We start from the raw sequence: 17091 nt of genomic DNA, 5'->3' as shown, positions 1-17091 counted from the left end.
TGGCGGTCTTCGCGCTGTTCGGCCTGCTGGTGAAGGGCGTGGAGAAGCTGTGACGGCCGAGAACCTCGCGGGCCTGGTCCTGGCCGCACTCCTGATCGTGTTCCTGATCGCCGCCCTCTTGTTCCCGGAGCGCTTCTAGATGAGTACGACCGTCGCGGGGATCCTGTTCGCGGGGTCCCTCGTGCTCGCCGTGGCCGTGGCGTACCGGCCGCTGGGCGACTACATGTACCGCGTCTACAGCGGTGAGAAGGACTCGCGCGTGGAGCGCGGGCTGTACCGGCTGATCGGCGTCAAGAGCGGCGCCGAGCAGACGTGGGCCACCTACGCCCGCAGCGTGCTGGCGTTCTCGGTGGTGAGCATCCTGTTCCTCTACCTGCTCCAGCGGGTGCAGGACAAGCTGTTCCTCTCGCTCGGGTTCGCGCCGGTCAAGCCGGACCAGGCGTGGAACACCGCCGTCAGCTTCGTCACCAACACCAACTGGCAGTCGTACTCCGGCGAGACGACGATGGGCTACCTCGTCCAGATGTCGGGGCTGGCGGTGCAGAACTTCGTGTCGGCCGCGGTCGGCATGGCGGTGGCCATCGCGCTGGTGCGCGGGTTCGCGCGCCGCAGGAGCGACCATCTCGGCAACTTCTGGGTGGACCTCACCCGGGGGTCGATCCGGATCCTGCTGCCCATCGCGTTCGTCGGCGCCGTCCTGCTCATCGCCGGCGGGCTGGTCCAGAACTTCGCCGACCCGCACAGCGTCACCACCCTGGTCGGCGGGCAGCAGCAGATCCCGGGCGGGCCGGTGGCCAGCCAGGAAGTGATCAAGGAGCTCGGCACCAACGGCGGCGGCTTCTACAACGCCAACGCCGCGCACCCGTTCGAGAACGCGGCGACCTGGACGAACTGGCTGGAGATCTTCCTGATCCTGGTCATCCCGTTCGCCCTGTGCCGCACGTTCGGCCGGATGGTCGGGCAGAACCGGCAGGGCTACGCGATCGCCGGCGTGATGGCGACCATCGCGATCATCAGCATCACGCTGGTGAACGTCTTCCAGCTCATCCACCACGGCACCGTCCCGGTCGCCGCGGGCGGCGCGATGGAGGGCGTGGAGGCGCGGTTCGGGGTGTCGAATTCGGCGACCTTCGCCGGCGCCACCACGCTGACCTCGACCGGCGCCGTGGACTCCTTCCACGACTCCTACACCAGCCTCGGCGGCATGATGACGATGTTCAACATGCAGCTCGGCGAGGTCGCGCCGGGCGGCGTCGGGTCCGGCCTGTACGGCATGCTGGTGCTCGCGGTGATCACCGTGTTCGTGGCCGGGCTGATGGTCGGCCGCACCCCCGAGTACCTCGGCAAGAAGATCGGTCCGCGCGAGATCAAGTTCGCCGCGAGCTACTTCCTGATCACCCCGATCCTGGTGCTGTGCGGGACCGCCGCGGCGATCGCCACCACCAGCGGCCGGGACGGGCTGCTGAACGGCGGCGCGCACGGACTCAGCGAGATCCTGTACGCCTTCACCTCGGCGTCCAACAACAACGGGTCGGCGTTCGCGGGCCTGACGGTCAACACCGTCTGGTATGACACCGCGCTCGGCCTGTGCATGGCGTTCGGACGGTTCGTCCCGATCATCTTCGTGCTCGCGCTGGCCGGATCGCTGGCCAAGCAGGGCGGGACCCCGGCGTCCGAGGGCACGCTCCCCACGCACCGGCCACAGTTCGTCGGCATGGTCGTCGGGGTCACCGTCGTCCTGGTCGCGCTCACTTTCCTCCCGGCGCTCGCGCTCGGGCCGTTGGCCGAAGGAATCCACTAATGGCGACGCAGACAGTCCAGGCGCCGAACCCCGCCTCCGAACCCCCCTCTCGCAAGGGCGGGAAGGTGGGGGGCGGGCTGCTGGACCCGAAACAGCTCCTCCGGTCACTGCCGGACGCGGCCCGCAAGCTGGACCCGCGGACGCTGTGGCGCAATCCCGTGATGCTCATCGTCGAGGTCGGCGCGGTGTGGACCACGGTCCTCGCTGTCCTCGAGCCGAGCACGTTCGCTTGGCTGATCGTGGTGTGGCTCTGGCTGACCGTGCTGTTCGCGAACCTGGCCGAGGCGGTCGCCGAGGGCCGCGGCAAGGCGCAGGCCGACGCGCTGCGGCGGGCCAAGACCGACGCGATGGCGCGGCGCCTGGTCGACTGGGCGCCGGACCGGACCGGCGTGCGCGAGGAGGAGGTCGGCGCCCCGCAGCTCAGGCAGGGCGACCACGTGGTGGTCGAGGCCGGCGAGATCATCCCCGGGGACGGCGACGTCGTCGAGGGCATCGCCAGCGTGGACGAGTCGGCGATCACCGGCGAGTCCGCGCCGGTGATCCGCGAATCGGGCGGCGACCGCTCGGCGGTGACCGGCGGCACCAAGGTGCTGTCGGACCGGATCGTCGTGAAGATCACGCAGAGGCCGGGGGAGAGCTTCATCGACCGGATGATCGCCCTGGTCGAGGGCGCGAGCCGGCAGAAGACGCCGAACGAGATCGCGCTCAACATCCTGCTGGCCGCGCTCACCATCATCTTCCTGCTGGCGGTGACCACGCTCCAGCCGATGGCGATCTACTCCATGGGCAACAACCCCGGCGTAGCGGGCTCGCTGTCGCTGGACTCGCACGGCGTGACCGGGCTCGTCCTGGTGTCGCTGCTGGTCTGCCTGATCCCGACCACGATCGGGGCGCTGCTGTCGGCGATCGGCATCGCCGGCATGGACCGGCTCGTCCAGCGGAACGTGCTGGCGATGAGCGGGCGCGCGGTCGAGGCGGCGGGCGACGTCAACACGCTGCTGCTCGACAAGACCGGCACGATCACGCTGGGCAACCGGCAGGCCGCCGCGTTCCTCCCGGTGGAGGGCGTGACCGAGGCGGAGCTCGCGGACGCCGCGCAGCTGTCCAGCCTCGCCGACGAGACCCCCGAGGGCCGCTCGGTCGTGGTGTTCGCCAAGGAGCGGCACGGCCTGCGCGAACGCACCGCGGGCGAGCTGACCCACGCCACCTGGGTCCCGTTCACCGCGCAGACCCGGATGTCGGGCGTCGACCTGGAGGCGTCCGGCGACGACCCCGGGCGGACGCTGCGCAAGGGCGCCGCGGGCGCGGTCGCCGAGTGGGTCCGCGAGCAGGACGGGAACGTCCCGGCCGACCTGAGCGAGATCGTCGACGGCGTCTCCGCGTCCGGCGGCACCCCGCTGGTGGTCGGCGAGCGCGTGGACGGCCGCACCCGCGTCCTCGGCGTCATCCACCTCAAGGACGTGGTCAAGGCGGGGATGCGGGAGCGGTTCGACGAGATGCGCCGGATGGGCATCCGGACCGTGATGATCACCGGGGACAACCCGCTGACCGCCAAGGCGATCGCGGACGAGGCCGGGGTGGACGACTTCCTGGCCGAGGCCCGGCCCGAGGACAAGCTCGCGCTGATCAGGAAGGAGCAGGACGGCGGCCGGCTGGTCGCGATGACCGGCGACGGCACCAACGACGCCCCCGCGCTGGCGCAGGCCGACGTCGGGGTGGCGATGAACACCGGGACCTCGGCCGCCAAGGAGGCCGGGAACATGGTGGACCTGGACTCCGACCCGACCAAGCTGATCGAGATCGTCGAGATCGGCAAGCAGCTCCTGATCACCCGCGGCGCGCTGACCACCTTCTCCATCGCCAACGACATCGCCAAGTACTTCGCGATCATCCCGGCGATGTTCGTGGTGATGTTCCCGGGGCTGGACGCGCTCAACATCATGCGGCTGCACAGCCCGCAGTCGGCGATCCTGTCCGCGGTCGTCTTCAACGCGCTGGTCATCATCGCGCTGATCCCGCTGGCCCTGCGCGGAGTGAAGTACCGGCCGAGCAGCGCGTCCAAGCTGCTCAGCCGCAACCTGTACGTCTACGGGCTGGGCGGCATCGTCGCCCCGTTCATCGGCATCAAGATCATCGACCTCATCGTCCAGTTCCTTCCGGGGATGTCCTGACATGCGCCTGCCCACCTGGACGCGCCGCCACCTGGCCGCCGTCCGCGCCGTGCTCGTCCTCACCGTCGTGCTCGGCCTCGTCTACCCGCTGGCCGTCTTCGCGGTCGGCCAGATCCCCGGCCTGAAGGGCAACGCCGACGGCTCCTACGTCAAGGCCGGCGGCAGGACCGTCGGCAGCGACCTGATCGGGCAGTCGTTCACCGACAAGGACGGGAAACCGCTCAAGCAGTACTTCCAGAGCCGCCCGTCCAACGCCGGCGACGGCTACGACGCGATGGCGTCGGGGGCGGGCAACCTCGGCCCCGAGGACATCGTCGACACCCTGCCCGACCCCGCGCTGGCCAAGGCGGGCAAGGAGGACGAGAACGCCAGGCAGAGCCTGCTCACCCAGGTCTGCGAGCGCAGCAAGGACGCCGGGGAACTGGACGGGGTCGACGGCTCCCGCCCGTTCTGCACCCCGGGCGGCGTCGGCGCGGTGCTGGCGGTGTTCGGCACCCGCTCGGCGAACGGCACCGTCCCGCACCCGACCCGCGTCGTCAGCCTGAACGAGCAGGAGGGCGTGGTGAAGGCCCCCTTCATCGCGACCTACCGCGGCCTGCCGGTGCAGCTCGCCCGGTTCGGCCAGGACTACGCCAAGGGACTGACCGTGCCGATCAAGGGGGACGCGCCGGCGCACCCGGCCGTGCCCACCGACGCGGTCACCGCCAGCGGCAGCGGCCTCGACCCGCACATCAGCCCCGCGTACGCGGGCATCCAGGTCAACCGGGTCGCGCAGGCCCGCGGGGTGTCGCCCGCGCAGGTCCGCACGCTGGTCGGGGAGCACCGCAGCGGCCGGGGCGCCGGCTTCACGGGCGAGCCGCGGGTCAACGTCCTCGAACTCAACATGGCACTGGACGCCGCGTTCCCGACGCGCGGCTGACCCACCGTTTCACCGAGGAGGCGCGATGGGCCGCGGCCGGCTGCGGATCTACCTGGGCGCGGCGCCCGGGGTGGGCAAGACCTACGCGATGCTCGCCGAGGGCGGGCGGCGGCGCGACCGCGGCACCGACCTGATCGTCGGGTACGTCGAGACCCACGGGCGGGCCCGGACCGCGGAGGTGCTGGAGGGGCTGGAGACCGTCCCCCGGAGGACCGTGTCCTACCGGGGGACGGAGTTCACCGAGCTGGACGTGGACGCGGTGATCGCGCGGCGCCCCGAGGTGGTGCTGGTGGACGAGCTGGCGCACACCAACGTGCCCGGCTCGCGCAACGCCAAGCGCTGGCAGGACATCGAGGAGATCGTCGAGGCCGGCATCGACGTCGTCTCGACGGTGAACGTCCAGCACCTGGACTCGGTCAACGACGTCGTCGAGCGGATCACCGGCGTCCCGCAGCGCGAGACCGTCCCGGACGAGGTGGTGCGCGGCGCCGAGCAGATCGAGCTGGTCGACATGGCGCCGGAGGCGCTGCGGCGGCGGATGGCGCACGGCAACGTGTACGCGCCGGAGAAGGTCGACGCCGCGCTCGGCAACTACTTCCGGGTCGGCAACCTGACCGCGCTGCGCGAGCTGGCGCTGCTGTGGCTGGCCGACAAGGTCGACGACCAGCTCGGCCGGTACCGGGCCGAGCACGACATCCGCGGCACCTGGGAGGCGCGGGAGCGGGTGGTGGTCGCGCTCACCGGCGGACCGGAGGGCGACACGCTGATCCGCCGCGCGGCGCGGATCGCCGACCGCAGCAAGGGCGCCGACCTGCTCGCCGTGCACGTCGCGCGCAGCGACGGGCTGACCGACGCGGGCCCGGCCAACCTCGCCCGGCAGCGCGCGCTGGCCGAGAGCCTCGGCGGCAGCTACCACCAGGTCGTCGGGTCGAACGTGCCGGACGCGCTGCTCGACTTCGCGCGCGGCGTCAACGCGACCCAGCTCGTGCTGGGCGCGTCCCGCCGCGGACGCCTCGCGCAGCTCTTCTCGCGCGGCGTGGGCGTCACGACCAGCGCGCAGTCCGGGGCGATCGACGTGCACCTGGTCACGCACGAGGAGGCCGGCCAGGGGCGGCGGTGGAAGGCCCTGCGCTCGGCCTGGGGCGTGCCCGACGCGCGGCGCAACGCCGGGTTCGTGCTGAGCCTGCTCGGGCTGCCGCTGCTCACCGCCGTGCTCTACCACCAGCGCGCGGAGCTGTCGCTGACCAGCGACATCCTGCTGTTCCAGGCGGCGGTCATCGGGGTGGCGCTGGTCGGCGGCCTGTACCCGGCGCTGTTCGCGGCGATCGGCGGCTCGCTGCTGCTCAACTACTACTTCACCCCGCCGATCCACCACTTCACCGTGCACGACCCGGAGGCGTTCCTCCAGCTCCTGATCTACGTGGTGGTGGGCGTGACGGTCAGCACGATCGTCGACCTCACCGCCCGCAAGAGCCGCGAGGCGGCGCAGGCCCGCGCGGACGGCGAGGTGCTGTCCACGCTGGCCGGCGACATCCTGCGGGGCGGGCCGGCCGAACCGGCCGGGGCGGGCGCGGGCGCGGGCGCGGGGGAGTCCGGCGGCCCGTCGACGGCCGGACGCCGCGGTGTCCACGGCGTCCGGGGCGGCTCGGGGGCGCTGGCCGGCATCCTCGGGCGGCTCCGCGAGACCTACGGCCTCACCTCGGTCACCCTGCTGGAACGCGACCCGGACGAGCCGAACACCCCGGCGACCAACCGCGACCCCGACTGCTGGGTCGTCGTCGCCAACGCGGGCGGCGAGCCGTGCACCTGCCCGGACGGCGAGGGGCCGCTGCCGGGCGGCGACGTCAACTCGGCCGTCCTGGTGGACGAGTCGCTGGCGCTGGTGCTCCGCGGCCGGACGCTCCCCGCGTCCGACCGGCGGGTGCTGGAGGCGTTCGGCGCGCAGGCCGCCGTCGCGCTCCGCCACCAGCGGCTGGCCGAGGCCGCCGAGCGGGTGCGGCCCCTCGCCGCCGCCGACCGGATGCGGACCGCCCTGCTGAACGCGGTCAGCCACGACCTGCGCACCCCGCTCGCGTCCGCCAAGGCCGCGGTGGAGAGCCTGCGCAGCCCGGACGTGATCTGGAGCCTCGAGGACCAGGACGAGCTGGTCGCCACCGCCGCCGAGTCGCTGGACCGGCTCGACCGGCTCGTCGCCAACCTGCTGGACATGAGCCGGCTCCAGGCGGGCGCGCTCGGCCTCGCGCTGCGGCCGGTCGCCGCCGAGGACGCCGTCCCGCGCGCGCTCGGCGACCTCGGCGACCTCGGCCGGGACGATGTGGAGATCCGCATCCCGGAGGGGCTGCCGGAGGTCCTGGCCGACCCGGCGCTGCTGGAGCGGGTGCTGGTCAACGTGATCGCCAACGCCGTCCGGCACAGCCCGCCGGGACGGCCGGTGCTCGTCACCGCGAGCGCGCACGCCGACCGGCTGGAGCTGCGCGTCATCGACCGGGGCCCGGGGATCCCGGCCGCCGACCGGGACCGGGTCTTCGAGCCGTTCCAGCGGCTCGGCGACCGCGACAACCACACCGGCGTCGGCCTCGGGCTCGCGCTGTCCCGCGGCCTCGCCGAGGCGATGGACGGGGCGATCGTGATGGAGGAGACGCCCGGCGGCGGCCTGACCATGGTGCTCGACCTGCCCGCCATCGCCCCCGCCCCGCCGCACCCGACCCCGCCGCCGGCCTTGGCCCTGGCCGCGACGCTCCCGCCGCCCCTGTCGCCCCCGCCGCCCCCGACGCCGCGTCCGCCCGCCGATCCGGCGGTGCACGAGCACGAACGAGGAGAACGATGACACGCGTGCTGGTGGTCGACGACTCGCCGCAGATCCTGGCCACCCTCCGCCTCAACCTGCGCGCCCGCGACTACGACGTCCGGGTCGCGGCGAACGGCGGCCAGGCGCTGACCCGCGCCGCCGACTGGCATCCCGACCTGGTCGTGCTCGACCTCGGGCTGCCCGACCTGGACGGCGTGGACGTGATCCGGGGACTGCGCGGCTGGACCGAGGTCCCGATCATCGTGCTGTCCGGCCGGGCGGGCAGCAGGGACAAGGTGGACGCCCTGGACGCGGGCGCCGACGACTACGTCACCAAGCCGTTCGGGGTGGACGAGCTGCTGGCCCGGATCCGCGCGATCACCCGCCGCGCGCCCGCGGGGGAGTCGTCCCCGACCGCCCGGCTCGGGCCGTGGGTGGTCGACCTGGCCCGCAAGACCGTCACGGCGGGGGAGGAGCGGGTGCATCTGACCCCGACCGAATGGGGTGTCCTGGAACCGCTGGTGCGCAACCCGGGCAAGCTCATCGCGCAGCGCCAGCTCCTGGCCGAGGTCTGGGGCCCGTCCTACCTCAAGGAGACCCACTACCTGCGCGTCTACCTGGCGGCGCTGCGCCGCAAGCTGGAGCCCGACCCGTCCAGGCCCCGGCACCTGATCACCGAGCCGGGCATGGGGTACCGCTTCGAGCCCTGACGGAGGTGGGGTTTTGCCTACCCGGTCAGGCGGTCTGGACCCATCGTCCGGGGCGTTCCCCGTCCGTAGCTTCATTCCCAGAGGCGCACCGCAAGGGGACGCCGTATGGGAGGTGGCCATGTTCGGGCGCAGAGAAGGCGACCACGCGGGGACGAACCCCGCGGGCAGGAACCCGGCCGGGGGGACGGGCGAGGCGCTCCGGCTCGACTCGGTCAGCAAGGTCTACGGCGCGGGCGGCAACCGGGTGAACGCCCTGGACGGCGTCAGCCTCTCGCTGCCCACCGGGTCGTTCACCGCGGTCATGGGCCCGTCCGGATCGGGCAAGAGCACGCTGTTGCAGTGCGCCGCGGGGCTGGACCGGCCGACCGGCGGGCGGGTGTTCGTGGACGGCGCGGAGCTGGCCGGCGAGAACGAGGCGGCGCTGACCAGGTTCCGGCGGCAGCGGATCGGGTTCGTGTTCCAGCAGTTCAACCTGATGCCGACGCTGACCGTCATGCAGAACGTCACCCTGCCGCTGAAGCTCGCCGGGCGGAAGGCCGACAAGGACAAGGCGCGCGCGGTGCTGGAGCGGGTCGGGCTGGGCGACCGCCTGCGCCACCTGCCGTCCGAGCTGTCGGGCGGGCAGCAGCAGCGGGTGGCGATCGCGCGGGCGCTGGTCACCGAGCCCAAGGTGCTCTTCGGCGACGAGCCGACCGGCGCGCTGGACACCCGCAGCGCCCGCGAGGTGCTCGCGCTGCTCCAGGAGGCCGTGCACGCGTACGGGCGGACCGTGGTCATGGTGACCCACGACCCGGTCGCGGCGTCCTGTGCCGGGGCGGTGCTGTTCCTGGCGGACGGGCGGCTGGTCGGGCAGCTCGTCGCGCCGACCGCCGAGGCGGTCGCGGAGCGGATGACCCACCTGGCCGACGAGGTCGAGCGCCAGCGCGCGACGGCGGGGGTGTGACGATGCTCCGGCTGTCCCTGAGCTCGCTGCGGAGGCGGAGGGGCGCGTTCGCCGCGAGCTTCCTGGCGATGTTCCTCGGCGCGACGATCCTGATGGCGTTCGCGTCCCTGCTCGACACCGCCGAGGGCACGAGCGGCACGGCGAAGAGCACGCTGACCACGATGGCGCTGGTGGTGGGCGGCTGGGGGCTGGTGCTGGTGGTCTTCGCGGTCACCTCCACGCTCACCCTGTCGGTGCGGCAGCGGGGCGCGGAGCTGGCCCTGCTGAAGAGCGTGGGCGCGACCCCCGCCCAGCTCGGCCGCATGATCGTCGGTGAGACCGGCGGGCTGGCGGTGGTCGCCGCGCTGCTGGCGGTCCCGGCGGCGCTGCTCGCCGGGCGCGGGCTGCTCGGCATGCTGCACGCCTCCGGGCAGGTGCCGGACGAGATCGGCTACGCCTTCGGGCCGGTCGCCCTGACCATGGGCCTCGGCATCACCTTCGCGTCCGCCACCGGCGCCGCGCTGATCACCGCCCGCCGCGCCACCCGGGTCCGGGTGACCGAGTCGCTGATGGCGGCGGCGGTCGAGCCCGGCGGGCTGAGCCGGAAGCGGATCGTCGGGGCGGTGCTGTTCCTCGCGCTCGCGCTGAACCTCGGCGTGGTCACCGCCACGATGATGCGCGGCGCGGGCACCGACGCGATGGCCACGTCCGGGCAGGCCGACATCTTCGCCGCGATCGGGCTGGCGCTGCTCGCCCCGCTGATCATCCGGCTGGCGACCGGCGTGCTGGCCGGCCCGCTGCGCCGGCTGGGCGGCGTCGCCGGCGAGCTCGCGGTGACCAATCTGCGGCGCCGGACCGGGCAGATGGCCTCGGTGCTGACGCCGATCATCCTGTTCACCGGCACCGGGGTCGGCACGCTGTATCTCCAGGACATCGAGAACGCCTCGATGTCGGCCGCCGGCCTCGCCAAGACGGCCGAGCAGAAGGACATCGAGACGCTCAACTTCGTGGTCATCGGCATGATCGTGGTGTTCACCGCGATCATGCTGGTGAACACGCTGGTCACGGCGACCACCCACCGGCGCCGCGAGTTCGGCCAGCAGCGGCTGGCGGGCGCGACCCCCGGTCAGGTGCTCGGCACGGTGGCGCTGGAGTCGGCGGTGCTGGCCGCCACCGGGGTGGTGTGCGGCGCGGTCGCCGCGCTCTTCACGGTGCTGCCGTTCAGCATCGCCCGGTCCGGCACGGCCGTGCCGGACGGCGGTCCGGGCATCCTCGTCGCGGTCGCGGCCCTGGCCGTCGTCCTCACCGGTGTCACCGCGCTCGGCACGGCCCGCCGGACCGTCCGGACTCCGGCGGTGGCGGCGGTCGGGGTCTGAGGAGTAGGCTGGGTGAGTACTCACTCAGAAGGAGCGGTCATGCGCAGCAGCCCGGTGGACGTCCGGCCCGGCGGCACGGTCCCCGTCTCCGAGATCGCCGCCGGGCTGCGCGCGTTCTGGACGCGCGGCCGGGCGATCGAGCGGACCTGCTACGCGATCGGGGCGGCGCTCATCGCGTCCGGCCTGGTCCACCTGGTGGTCTTCGCCGTGGACGGCGGGCCGTGGACGGGGCCGGTGTCGTGGCGCAAGCCCGTCACCTTCGGCCTGTCGTTCGGGCTGACCCTCGTCACGATCGCGTGGGTCGCCTCGTTCGTCCGGCTCGGCGAGCGGGCCCGTGTCCGCGTCCTCGGCGTGTTCGCCGCCGCCTGCGTCGTCGAGACCGCCCTGATCACGCTCCAGGCGTGGCGGCGCGTGCCGTCGCACTTCAACGAGGAGACCGGCTTCGACACGGTGGTCACCCGGATCCTCGCCGCGTTCGGCGGGATCCTGATCGTCACGCTGGTGGCGCTCACCGTGGCCGCCTTCCGGGACGCGCCGGGGACCGCGCCCAGCATGCGGCTGGCCGTCCGGGCCGGCTTCGCCGCCCTGCTCGGCGCGCTGGCCTCCGGCGCCGCGATGATCGCGCGGGGCGTGGTCGAGGTGCAGACCGGGCACCAGCAGCTCGCCTACCACGTGGCCGGGGCGCTCAAGCCCGCGCACGCGGTCACCATGCACGCCGTCCTCGTGCTGCCCGCGATCGCCTGGCTGCTGACGTTCACCGCCCTCGCCGAGGCCCGCCGCGTCCGGGTCGTCGCGCTCGCCTCGGCGGCCTACGGGGTCGCGGCGCTGGCCGTCATCGGGTACTCGGCGGTCGGGTTCGCGACCGGCTGACGGGACCGGAGCCGACCGCACCGGTGTCGACCGGACCCGTGCCGACCGGACCCGTGGCGACCGGACTCGTGGCGACGGGACCCGTGGTGACCGGGCGGCCCAGTGCACCGCCCGCCACCCAGGCGGACCAGGGGAGCTGCCAGTAGCCCCACCCGTTGTTCCACTCCAGCGACCGGGTCGTGCCGATCACGCTGACGACGTCGCCGCGCTGCGACTGCCCGTAGAACCACCGGGCGAAGCCAGGGGCGGCGTTGACGCACCCGTGGCTGACGTTCTCGCGTCCCTGCGAGCCGACCGACCAGGGCGCGGAGTGCACGTACTCGCCGCTGCTGGAGATCTGCACCGCGTGCCGGACGGTCAGCCTGTAGAAGCGCGGGTCGCCCCGGTTGGTGACGCCCATCCAGCCGGAGGTCATCACGACCGGGTCGCCCTTGCCCATCACCAGGTGCACGCCGCTGGCGGTGGTGTAGGCGCGGCGGCCCCCCTTGCCCGCGCTGATCGGCTCCCGGCGGACGACCCGTCCGTCCACCCGGACCGTCATGCGGTGGCGGCGGGTGTCGACCGTGCTGATCCGGGAGGCGCCGACGCTGAACGCGGTGGTGTGGCCCGCCGCCCCGTACACGCCGGGCGCCGCCCGCACCCCGGCGGTGTGCGCCAGCAGCGTGACCCGCAGGCCCGCGGGCCAGTAGCGGCGCGGCCGGAAGGCCACCTGGCCCGCGCCGGTCCAGTGCCACGCGCCGGTGACGGGCCGGCTCGTCCGGAGTTCGAGGGCGCGCTCCACCGCGGCGCGGTCGGTGATCGGCCGGGAGAAGGTGACGACGAGCGGCATGCCGACGCCGACGACCTCGCCGGAGCGGGGCGTGACGTCGCCGACCGTGAACGTGGCGGCCGGGGTCAGGGTGGTGAAGCGGGACTCGGCGCGGGTCGGCCCGTCCCCGTCGGTGCCGGTGGCGGCGACCCGGTAGGTGGTGCCGGGCTGGAGCGCCCAGCGCGAGCGCCAGGTCCGGCGGTCGGCAGACAGGCCCCCGGCCACCGGGCCGGTGCCGCCCCGCGCGGTGACGGTGACGCCGCGCAGGGTGCCGCGCACGGCGGTGACGACGACGCGCCGGTCGGGCCGCACGTCGCGGGCGCCGTCGTCGGGGACGGTCCGGACGGCGGGCTCCCGTCCCGGCGCGGCGGCCTCGGACGCGGCCCTCGCCGGCGGCGGCCGGTGCCGGTCCGCGCCGCCGCAGGCCGCGGTCGCCGCCGCCAGCAGGACGAGCGCCGTCCCTGCCGGGATGAGGGGAGTGCCCCGGCCGGACCCGTGCCGGCTGACCCTGCGCTGCATCGTGTCCTCGCGATGTGCCTGGAATGAGTTGTTGACGCCCTATGTAGCGATCCATCTACGGAGAGTGGTGGGCGCATCTGGCAAAGTAGACGCTGACCGCGACCGGGGCCGCCGTCGCGCCGGATTTCGGATGTCTCGATTAGGTGACGGCCCCGTGGCGCGGCGCCCCGCGGCGTGGCCGCCGCCCAGGTCGCGGTGGATGAGGCGGTACCGTCCCTGGTCTGGGCCTTTGGCAGATTCCGTCCCGCTTCCTACGGGCATCTCACTGCGAGGGGGGATCGGTGTGGGGGGACGCGGCACGCTGCGCATCTACCTGGGCGCGGCGCCCGGCGTGGGCAAGACCTTCGCGATGCTCGGCGAGGGGCACCGCCGGCTCTCGCGCGGCACCGACGTGGTCGTCGGCTTCGTCGAGACGCACGGCCGGCGCCGCACCGGCGAGCAGGTCGCGGGGCTGGAGGTCGTCCCCCGCCGGGAGGCGGCCTACCGCGGCGCGGCCTTCACCGAGCTGGACGTCGACGCGGTGATCGCCCGGCGCCCGGACGTGGCCCTGATCGACGAGCTCGCGCACACCAACGTGCCCGGCTCGCGCAACGCCAAGCGCTGGCAGGACATCGACGAGATCCTCGACGCCGGCATCGACGTGATCACCACCCTCAACGTCCAGCACCTCGACTCGCTCAACGACGTCGTCGAGCGCATCACCGGCGTCCCGCAGCGCGAGACCGTCCCCGACGAGGTCGCCCGCCGCGCCGAGCAGATCGAGCTGGTCGACATGGCCCCCGAGGCGCTGCGCCGGCGGATGGCGCACGGCAATGTCTACGCCCCCGAGAAGGTCGACGCCGCGCTCGCCAACTACTTCCGCGTCGGCAACCTGACCGCGCTGCGCGAGCTGGCGCTGCTGTGGGTCGCCGACCGCGTCGACGAGGGGCTGGCCCGCTACCGCGACCAGCACGGCATCACCCGGCCCTGGGAGGCCCGCGAACGGATCGTGGTGGGGCTGACCGGCGGGCCCGAGGGCGACACCCTGATCCGCCGGGCGGCCCGGATCGCCGCCCGCGCCGGCCGCGCCGACCTGCTCGCGGTGCACGTCGGCGGCAGCGAGGGCCTGTCCGACTCGTCCTCACCGGGCGCGCTGGCCCGCCAGCGCGAGCTGATCGAGGGCCTGGGCGGCAGCTACCACCAGGTGATCGGCGACGACGTCGCCACCGCGCTGCTGGAGTTCATGCGCGGCGTCAACGCCACCCAGGTCGTCCTCGGATCCAGCCGCCGCCGCGGCTGGCAGTTCGTCCTCGGGCCCGGCGTCGGCGCCACGGTGGCCCGCGAGTCCGGCGACATCGACGTGCACCTGGTCACCCACGAGCACGTCGGCCGGGGCCGGGGCCTCGGCCCGATCGCGGGCAGCCCGCTGAGCGTGCGGCGCCGCGCGTACGGGTGGGCGCTCGCGCTGCTCGGCCCGGGGCTGATCGCGGCCGTCATCACGCTCGGCGACCTGCGCCCGGGGCTGGACGCCGACGTGCTGCTCTTCCTGGCGATCACGGTCGGCGTCGCGCTGGTCGGCGGGCTGTGGCCCGCGCTGGCCGCCGCGGTGATCGGGTTCCTGCTGATCAACTGGTTCTTCACCCCGCCGGTGCACACCTTCACCGTGTCCGAGCCCGGGAACGTGCTGGCCCTGACGGTGTTCGTCGCGGTCGCGGTGGCGGTGTCGTCGGTGGTCGACCTGGCCGCCCGGCGCAGCCGCCAGGCGGCCCGCGCCAACGCTGAGGCCGAGACGCTCGGCCTGCTCGCCACCAGCGTGCTGCGCGGCGAGCAGGCGCTCCCGGCGCTGCTGGACCGGGTCCGGGAGACGTTCGGCGTGCGGTCGGTCGCGCTGCTGGAACGCGCGGGCGGCGGCTGGACCACCGTCGGGGCGACCGGGGCCCGCCCGGTCACCGACCCCGACCGCGCCGAGTCCACCGCGCAGGTGAGCGACGCCATGGTGCTCGCGCTGTGCGGACGGGTGCTGCCCGCGTCCGACCAGCGGGTCCTGTCGGCGTTCGCGTCCCAGGCCGAGGCGGTCCTCCAGTGGCGGCGGCTCGCCGAGGAGGCGGCGCGGGCCCGCCGGCTCGCCGAGGGCGACCGGATCCGCACTGCGCTGCTCGCCGCCGTCTCGCACGACCTGCGCACCCCGCTCGCCTCGATCAAGGCCGGGGTGAGCAGCCTGCGTGCGACCGACGTGGAATGGGGCCCGGCGGACGAGGCCGAGCTGCTGGCCTCCATCGAGGAGTCCGCCGACCGGCTCGACGGGCTGATCGGCAACCTGCTCGACCTGAGCCGGCTGGAGACCGGCGTGGTGACGCCGCTGATCGGCCCGGTCGCGCTGGACGAGGCGCTGCCCGCGGCGCTGCTCGGCGTGCCGCTGGACCGCGTCACGGTGGACGTCCCGGAGTCGCTGGTCCCGGTGCGGGCCGACCCCGGCCTGCTGGAGCGCGCCCTCGCCAACGTGATCGAGAACGCGGTCCGGCACAGCGGCGGCCCCGTCCTGGTCACCGCGAGCGAGCTGCGCGCGCCCGGCGAACCGGACCGGGTCGAGGTGCGCGTGGCCGACCGCGGCCCCGGCGTCCCCGACCGGGCGAAGGAGCACATCTTCGCGCCCTTCCAGCGGCTCGGCGACACTCCGAAGGGCACCGGCGTCGGGCTCGGCCTCGCCGTCGCCCGCGGCTTCGTCGAGGCGATGGGCGGCACGCTGCACCCCGAGGACACCCCGGGCGGCGGGCTGACCATGGTCTTCGGGCTCCCGCCGGCCGCCCCGGGCGGGCCGCCCGGCACGCCTCCCGGCGGGGCACCCGCGCAGGGCCGTCCGGACCCCATGGGCGATCATGGCGGTGACCTGGGCGGTGACCGGGGTGGTGACCGGGGCGGCGGCCCCGCCGCGGGCCCGGGCCGCCGCGACGGCGAGGAGAAGGGGGAGACGGCGTGACGCGTGTCCTGGTGGTCGACGACGAGCCGCAGATCGTGCGGTCCCTGCGGATCAACCTGCGGGCCCGCGGCTACGAGGTCGACACGGCCCCCGACGGCCGGACCGCGCTCGAGCTGGCCGCGCGCCGCCATCCCGACGTGATCCTGCTCGACCTCGGGCTGCCCGATCTGGACGGCACCGAGGTGATCAGGGGGCTGCGCGGCTGGCTGAGCGCGCCGATCATCGTGCTGTCCGCCCGGCACTCCTCCGGCGAGAAGGTCGAGGCGCTCGACGCCGGCGCGGACGACTACGTGACCAAGCCGTTCGGCATGGACGAGCTGCTCGCCCGGCTGCGCGCCGCGGTGCGCCGAGCCGCCCCCGCCGAGGAGGCCGCGGTCGTCCGCACCGACGCGTTCACGGTCGACCTCGCGGCCAAGAAGGCCGTCCGGGACGGCGCGGACGTGCGGCTCACCCCGACCGAGTGGCACATCCTGGAGGTGCTGGTGCGCAACGCGGGACGGCTGGTCGGGCAGCGGCAGCTCCTGCGCGAGGTCTGGGGCCCCTCGTACGAGACCGAGACCAACTATCTGCGGGTCTACCTCGCGCAGCTACGGCGCAAGCTGGAGCCCGATCCCGCGCACCCCCGCCATCTGATCACCGAGCCGGGGATGGGCTACCGCTTCGAGGGATGATCCGGGCGGGATGTCGTCATTGGCGAGACCTGCACCCATTCGTCGCAAGCCGATGGTCCGTTTCACCCCGTGATGCCATACGCTTCCCAGCATGGAAGAGGTTTCGGCCGGCATCGCACCGGGGACCGGCGGCACTCCTGGGGGCGAGCGCGGACGCGGCGGGCTCCGGCGCTTCCTCCGGCGGATGGCCTCGTCCAAGGCCGAACTCGAGGCCGAGGAGCTCAAGAAGACCAGCGGCGACGAGGGCGCCACGCCCATCACCGCCTGCGCCACCCGCAAGCGGCACTGCGTAGCCGGTACGCTGCGTACTGTGACGTTGCGGCCGCGTGGCGGGGCACCGGCGCTGGAGGCCGAGCTGTACGACGGCACCGATGTGATCAACCTGGTCTGGCTCGGCCGCCGCAAGATCGCCGGGATCGACCCGGGCCGTCGGCTGCGCGCCGAGGGCCTGGTCAGCGTGCAGGACGGGCGCAAGGTCATGTTCAACCCCCGCTATGAGCTGCGCGGCACCTCGTGACCGCGCACCGGACCACGGCACGGGCCGGCCGGGCGCGGCGCGGGTGAACCGGAATCGAGCGGG

13 protein-coding genes are annotated in these 17091 nt (G+C 73.9%); 12 read left to right on the top strand and 1 reads right to left on the bottom strand.

What is annotated here, in order from left to right; translation table 11 throughout:
• The first annotated feature begins 49 nt into the window (after positions 1–49).
• The 9 genes from OHA34_RS11695 to OHA34_RS11655 all read left to right on the top strand — a co-directional run bounded on the left by OHA34_RS11695 (position 50) and on the right by OHA34_RS11655 (position 11557).
• The gene (locus tag OHA34_RS11695) at positions 50–139 is read left to right on the top strand and encodes a potassium-transporting ATPase subunit F (RefSeq protein ID WP_285941145.1); all 90 of its coding nucleotides are present in this window, start codon (positions 50–52) and stop codon (positions 137–139) included.
• On the top strand, positions 140–1801 hold the full coding sequence (kdpA, locus tag OHA34_RS11690) for a potassium-transporting ATPase subunit KdpA (RefSeq protein WP_285941144.1): 1662 nt from the start codon (positions 140–142) through the stop codon (positions 1799–1801).
• The gene (gene kdpB, locus OHA34_RS11685; protein WP_329521606.1) at positions 1801–3972 is read left to right on the top strand and encodes a potassium-transporting ATPase subunit KdpB; all 2172 of its coding nucleotides are present in this window, start codon (positions 1801–1803) and stop codon (positions 3970–3972) included. The genes kdpA and kdpB overlap by 1 nt, the downstream gene beginning before the upstream one ends.
• A 1-nt stretch (position 3973) precedes the next feature.
• Entirely contained in the window at positions 3974–4891 is a 918-nt protein-coding gene (locus tag OHA34_RS11680; protein ID WP_285941142.1) for a potassium-transporting ATPase subunit C, read from the top strand.
• A 25-nt stretch (positions 4892–4916) separates the two neighbouring features.
• The gene (locus tag OHA34_RS11675) at positions 4917–7718 is read left to right on the top strand and encodes a sensor histidine kinase KdpD (RefSeq protein WP_329521605.1); all 2802 of its coding nucleotides are present in this window, start codon (positions 4917–4919) and stop codon (positions 7716–7718) included.
• Complete coding sequence (locus tag OHA34_RS11670) at positions 7715–8389, top strand: response regulator (RefSeq protein ID WP_285941140.1); 675 nt, start codon at positions 7715–7717, stop codon at positions 8387–8389. Before OHA34_RS11675 ends, OHA34_RS11670 begins: the two co-directional genes overlap by 4 nt.
• Positions 8390–8507: 118 nt before the next feature.
• Entirely contained in the window at positions 8508–9332 is an 825-nt protein-coding gene (locus OHA34_RS11665) for an ABC transporter ATP-binding protein (protein WP_329521604.1), read from the top strand.
• Positions 9333–9334: 2 nt separating this feature from the next.
• A complete protein-coding gene (locus tag OHA34_RS11660; RefSeq protein ID WP_329521603.1) occupies positions 9335–10687 on the top strand; it encodes an FtsX-like permease family protein in 1353 nt (450 codons plus the stop codon).
• Positions 10688–10726: 39 nt separating this feature from the next.
• Positions 10727–11557 (top strand): hypothetical protein, encoded by an 831-nt coding sequence (locus OHA34_RS11655; RefSeq protein ID WP_329521602.1) that lies wholly within the window; start codon positions 10727–10729, stop codon positions 11555–11557.
• Here OHA34_RS11655 and OHA34_RS11650 read toward each other — a convergent pair.
• The gene (locus OHA34_RS11650) at positions 11520–12884 is read right to left on the bottom strand and encodes a L,D-transpeptidase (protein ID WP_329521601.1); all 1365 of its coding nucleotides are present in this window, start codon (positions 12882–12884) and stop codon (positions 11520–11522) included. The genes OHA34_RS11655 and OHA34_RS11650 overlap by 38 nt on opposite strands.
• A 283-nt stretch (positions 12885–13167) precedes the next feature.
• Between OHA34_RS11650 and OHA34_RS11645 the strand changes: the two genes are divergently transcribed.
• The 3 genes from OHA34_RS11645 to OHA34_RS11635 all read left to right on the top strand — a co-directional run bounded on the left by OHA34_RS11645 (position 13168) and on the right by OHA34_RS11635 (position 17028).
• Positions 13168–15840: a sensor histidine kinase gene (locus tag OHA34_RS11645; protein ID WP_329521600.1), complete on the top strand. Its 2673-nt coding sequence runs from the start codon at positions 13168–13170 to the stop codon at positions 15838–15840.
• Positions 15837–16511, top strand: coding sequence for a response regulator (locus OHA34_RS11640; protein WP_285941134.1), 675 nt, complete (start codon positions 15837–15839; stop codon positions 16509–16511). Before OHA34_RS11645 ends, OHA34_RS11640 begins: the two co-directional genes overlap by 4 nt.
• Before the next feature lie 91 nt (positions 16512–16602).
• Positions 16603–17028, top strand: a complete 426-nt coding sequence (locus OHA34_RS11635) for an OB-fold nucleic acid binding domain-containing protein (RefSeq protein WP_432763068.1) — start codon at positions 16603–16605, stop codon at positions 17026–17028.
• The last annotated feature ends 63 nt before the right edge of the window (positions 17029–17091 follow it).

The organism is Spirillospora sp. NBC_01491 (genome assembly GCF_036227065.1).
In the GTDB taxonomy this organism is placed as follows: domain Bacteria; phylum Actinomycetota; class Actinomycetes; order Streptosporangiales; family Streptosporangiaceae; genus Spirillospora; species Spirillospora xylanilytica.
This window is presented reverse-complemented; position numbering and strand designations above follow the sequence as displayed.

What these genes read in the sequence shown, in the direction of transcription:
- kdpA (WP_285941144.1), top strand. Translation starts at nt 140, where the DNA reads ATGAGTACGACCGTCGCGGGGATCCTGTTCGCGGGGTCCCTCGTGCTC.
- kdpB (WP_329521606.1), top strand. Translation starts at nt 1,801, where the DNA reads ATGGCGACGCAGACAGTCCAGGCGCCGAACCCCGCCTCCGAACCCCCC.
- OHA34_RS11680 (WP_285941142.1), top strand. Translation starts at nt 3,974, where the DNA reads ATGCGCCTGCCCACCTGGACGCGCCGCCACCTGGCCGCCGTCCGCGCC.
- OHA34_RS11675 (WP_329521605.1), top strand. Translation starts at nt 4,917, where the DNA reads ATGGGCCGCGGCCGGCTGCGGATCTACCTGGGCGCGGCGCCCGGGGTG.
- OHA34_RS11670 (WP_285941140.1), top strand. Translation starts at nt 7,715, where the DNA reads ATGACACGCGTGCTGGTGGTCGACGACTCGCCGCAGATCCTGGCCACC.
- OHA34_RS11665 (WP_329521604.1), top strand. Translation starts at nt 8,508, where the DNA reads ATGTTCGGGCGCAGAGAAGGCGACCACGCGGGGACGAACCCCGCGGGC.
- OHA34_RS11660 (WP_329521603.1), top strand. Translation starts at nt 9,335, where the DNA reads ATGCTCCGGCTGTCCCTGAGCTCGCTGCGGAGGCGGAGGGGCGCGTTC.
- OHA34_RS11655 (WP_329521602.1), top strand. Translation starts at nt 10,727, where the DNA reads ATGCGCAGCAGCCCGGTGGACGTCCGGCCCGGCGGCACGGTCCCCGTC.
- OHA34_RS11650 (WP_329521601.1), bottom strand. Translation starts at nt 12,884, where the DNA reads ATGCAGCGCAGGGTCAGCCGGCACGGGTCCGGCCGGGGCACTCCCCTC.
- OHA34_RS11635 (WP_432763068.1), top strand. Translation starts at nt 16,603, where the DNA reads ATGGAAGAGGTTTCGGCCGGCATCGCACCGGGGACCGGCGGCACTCCT.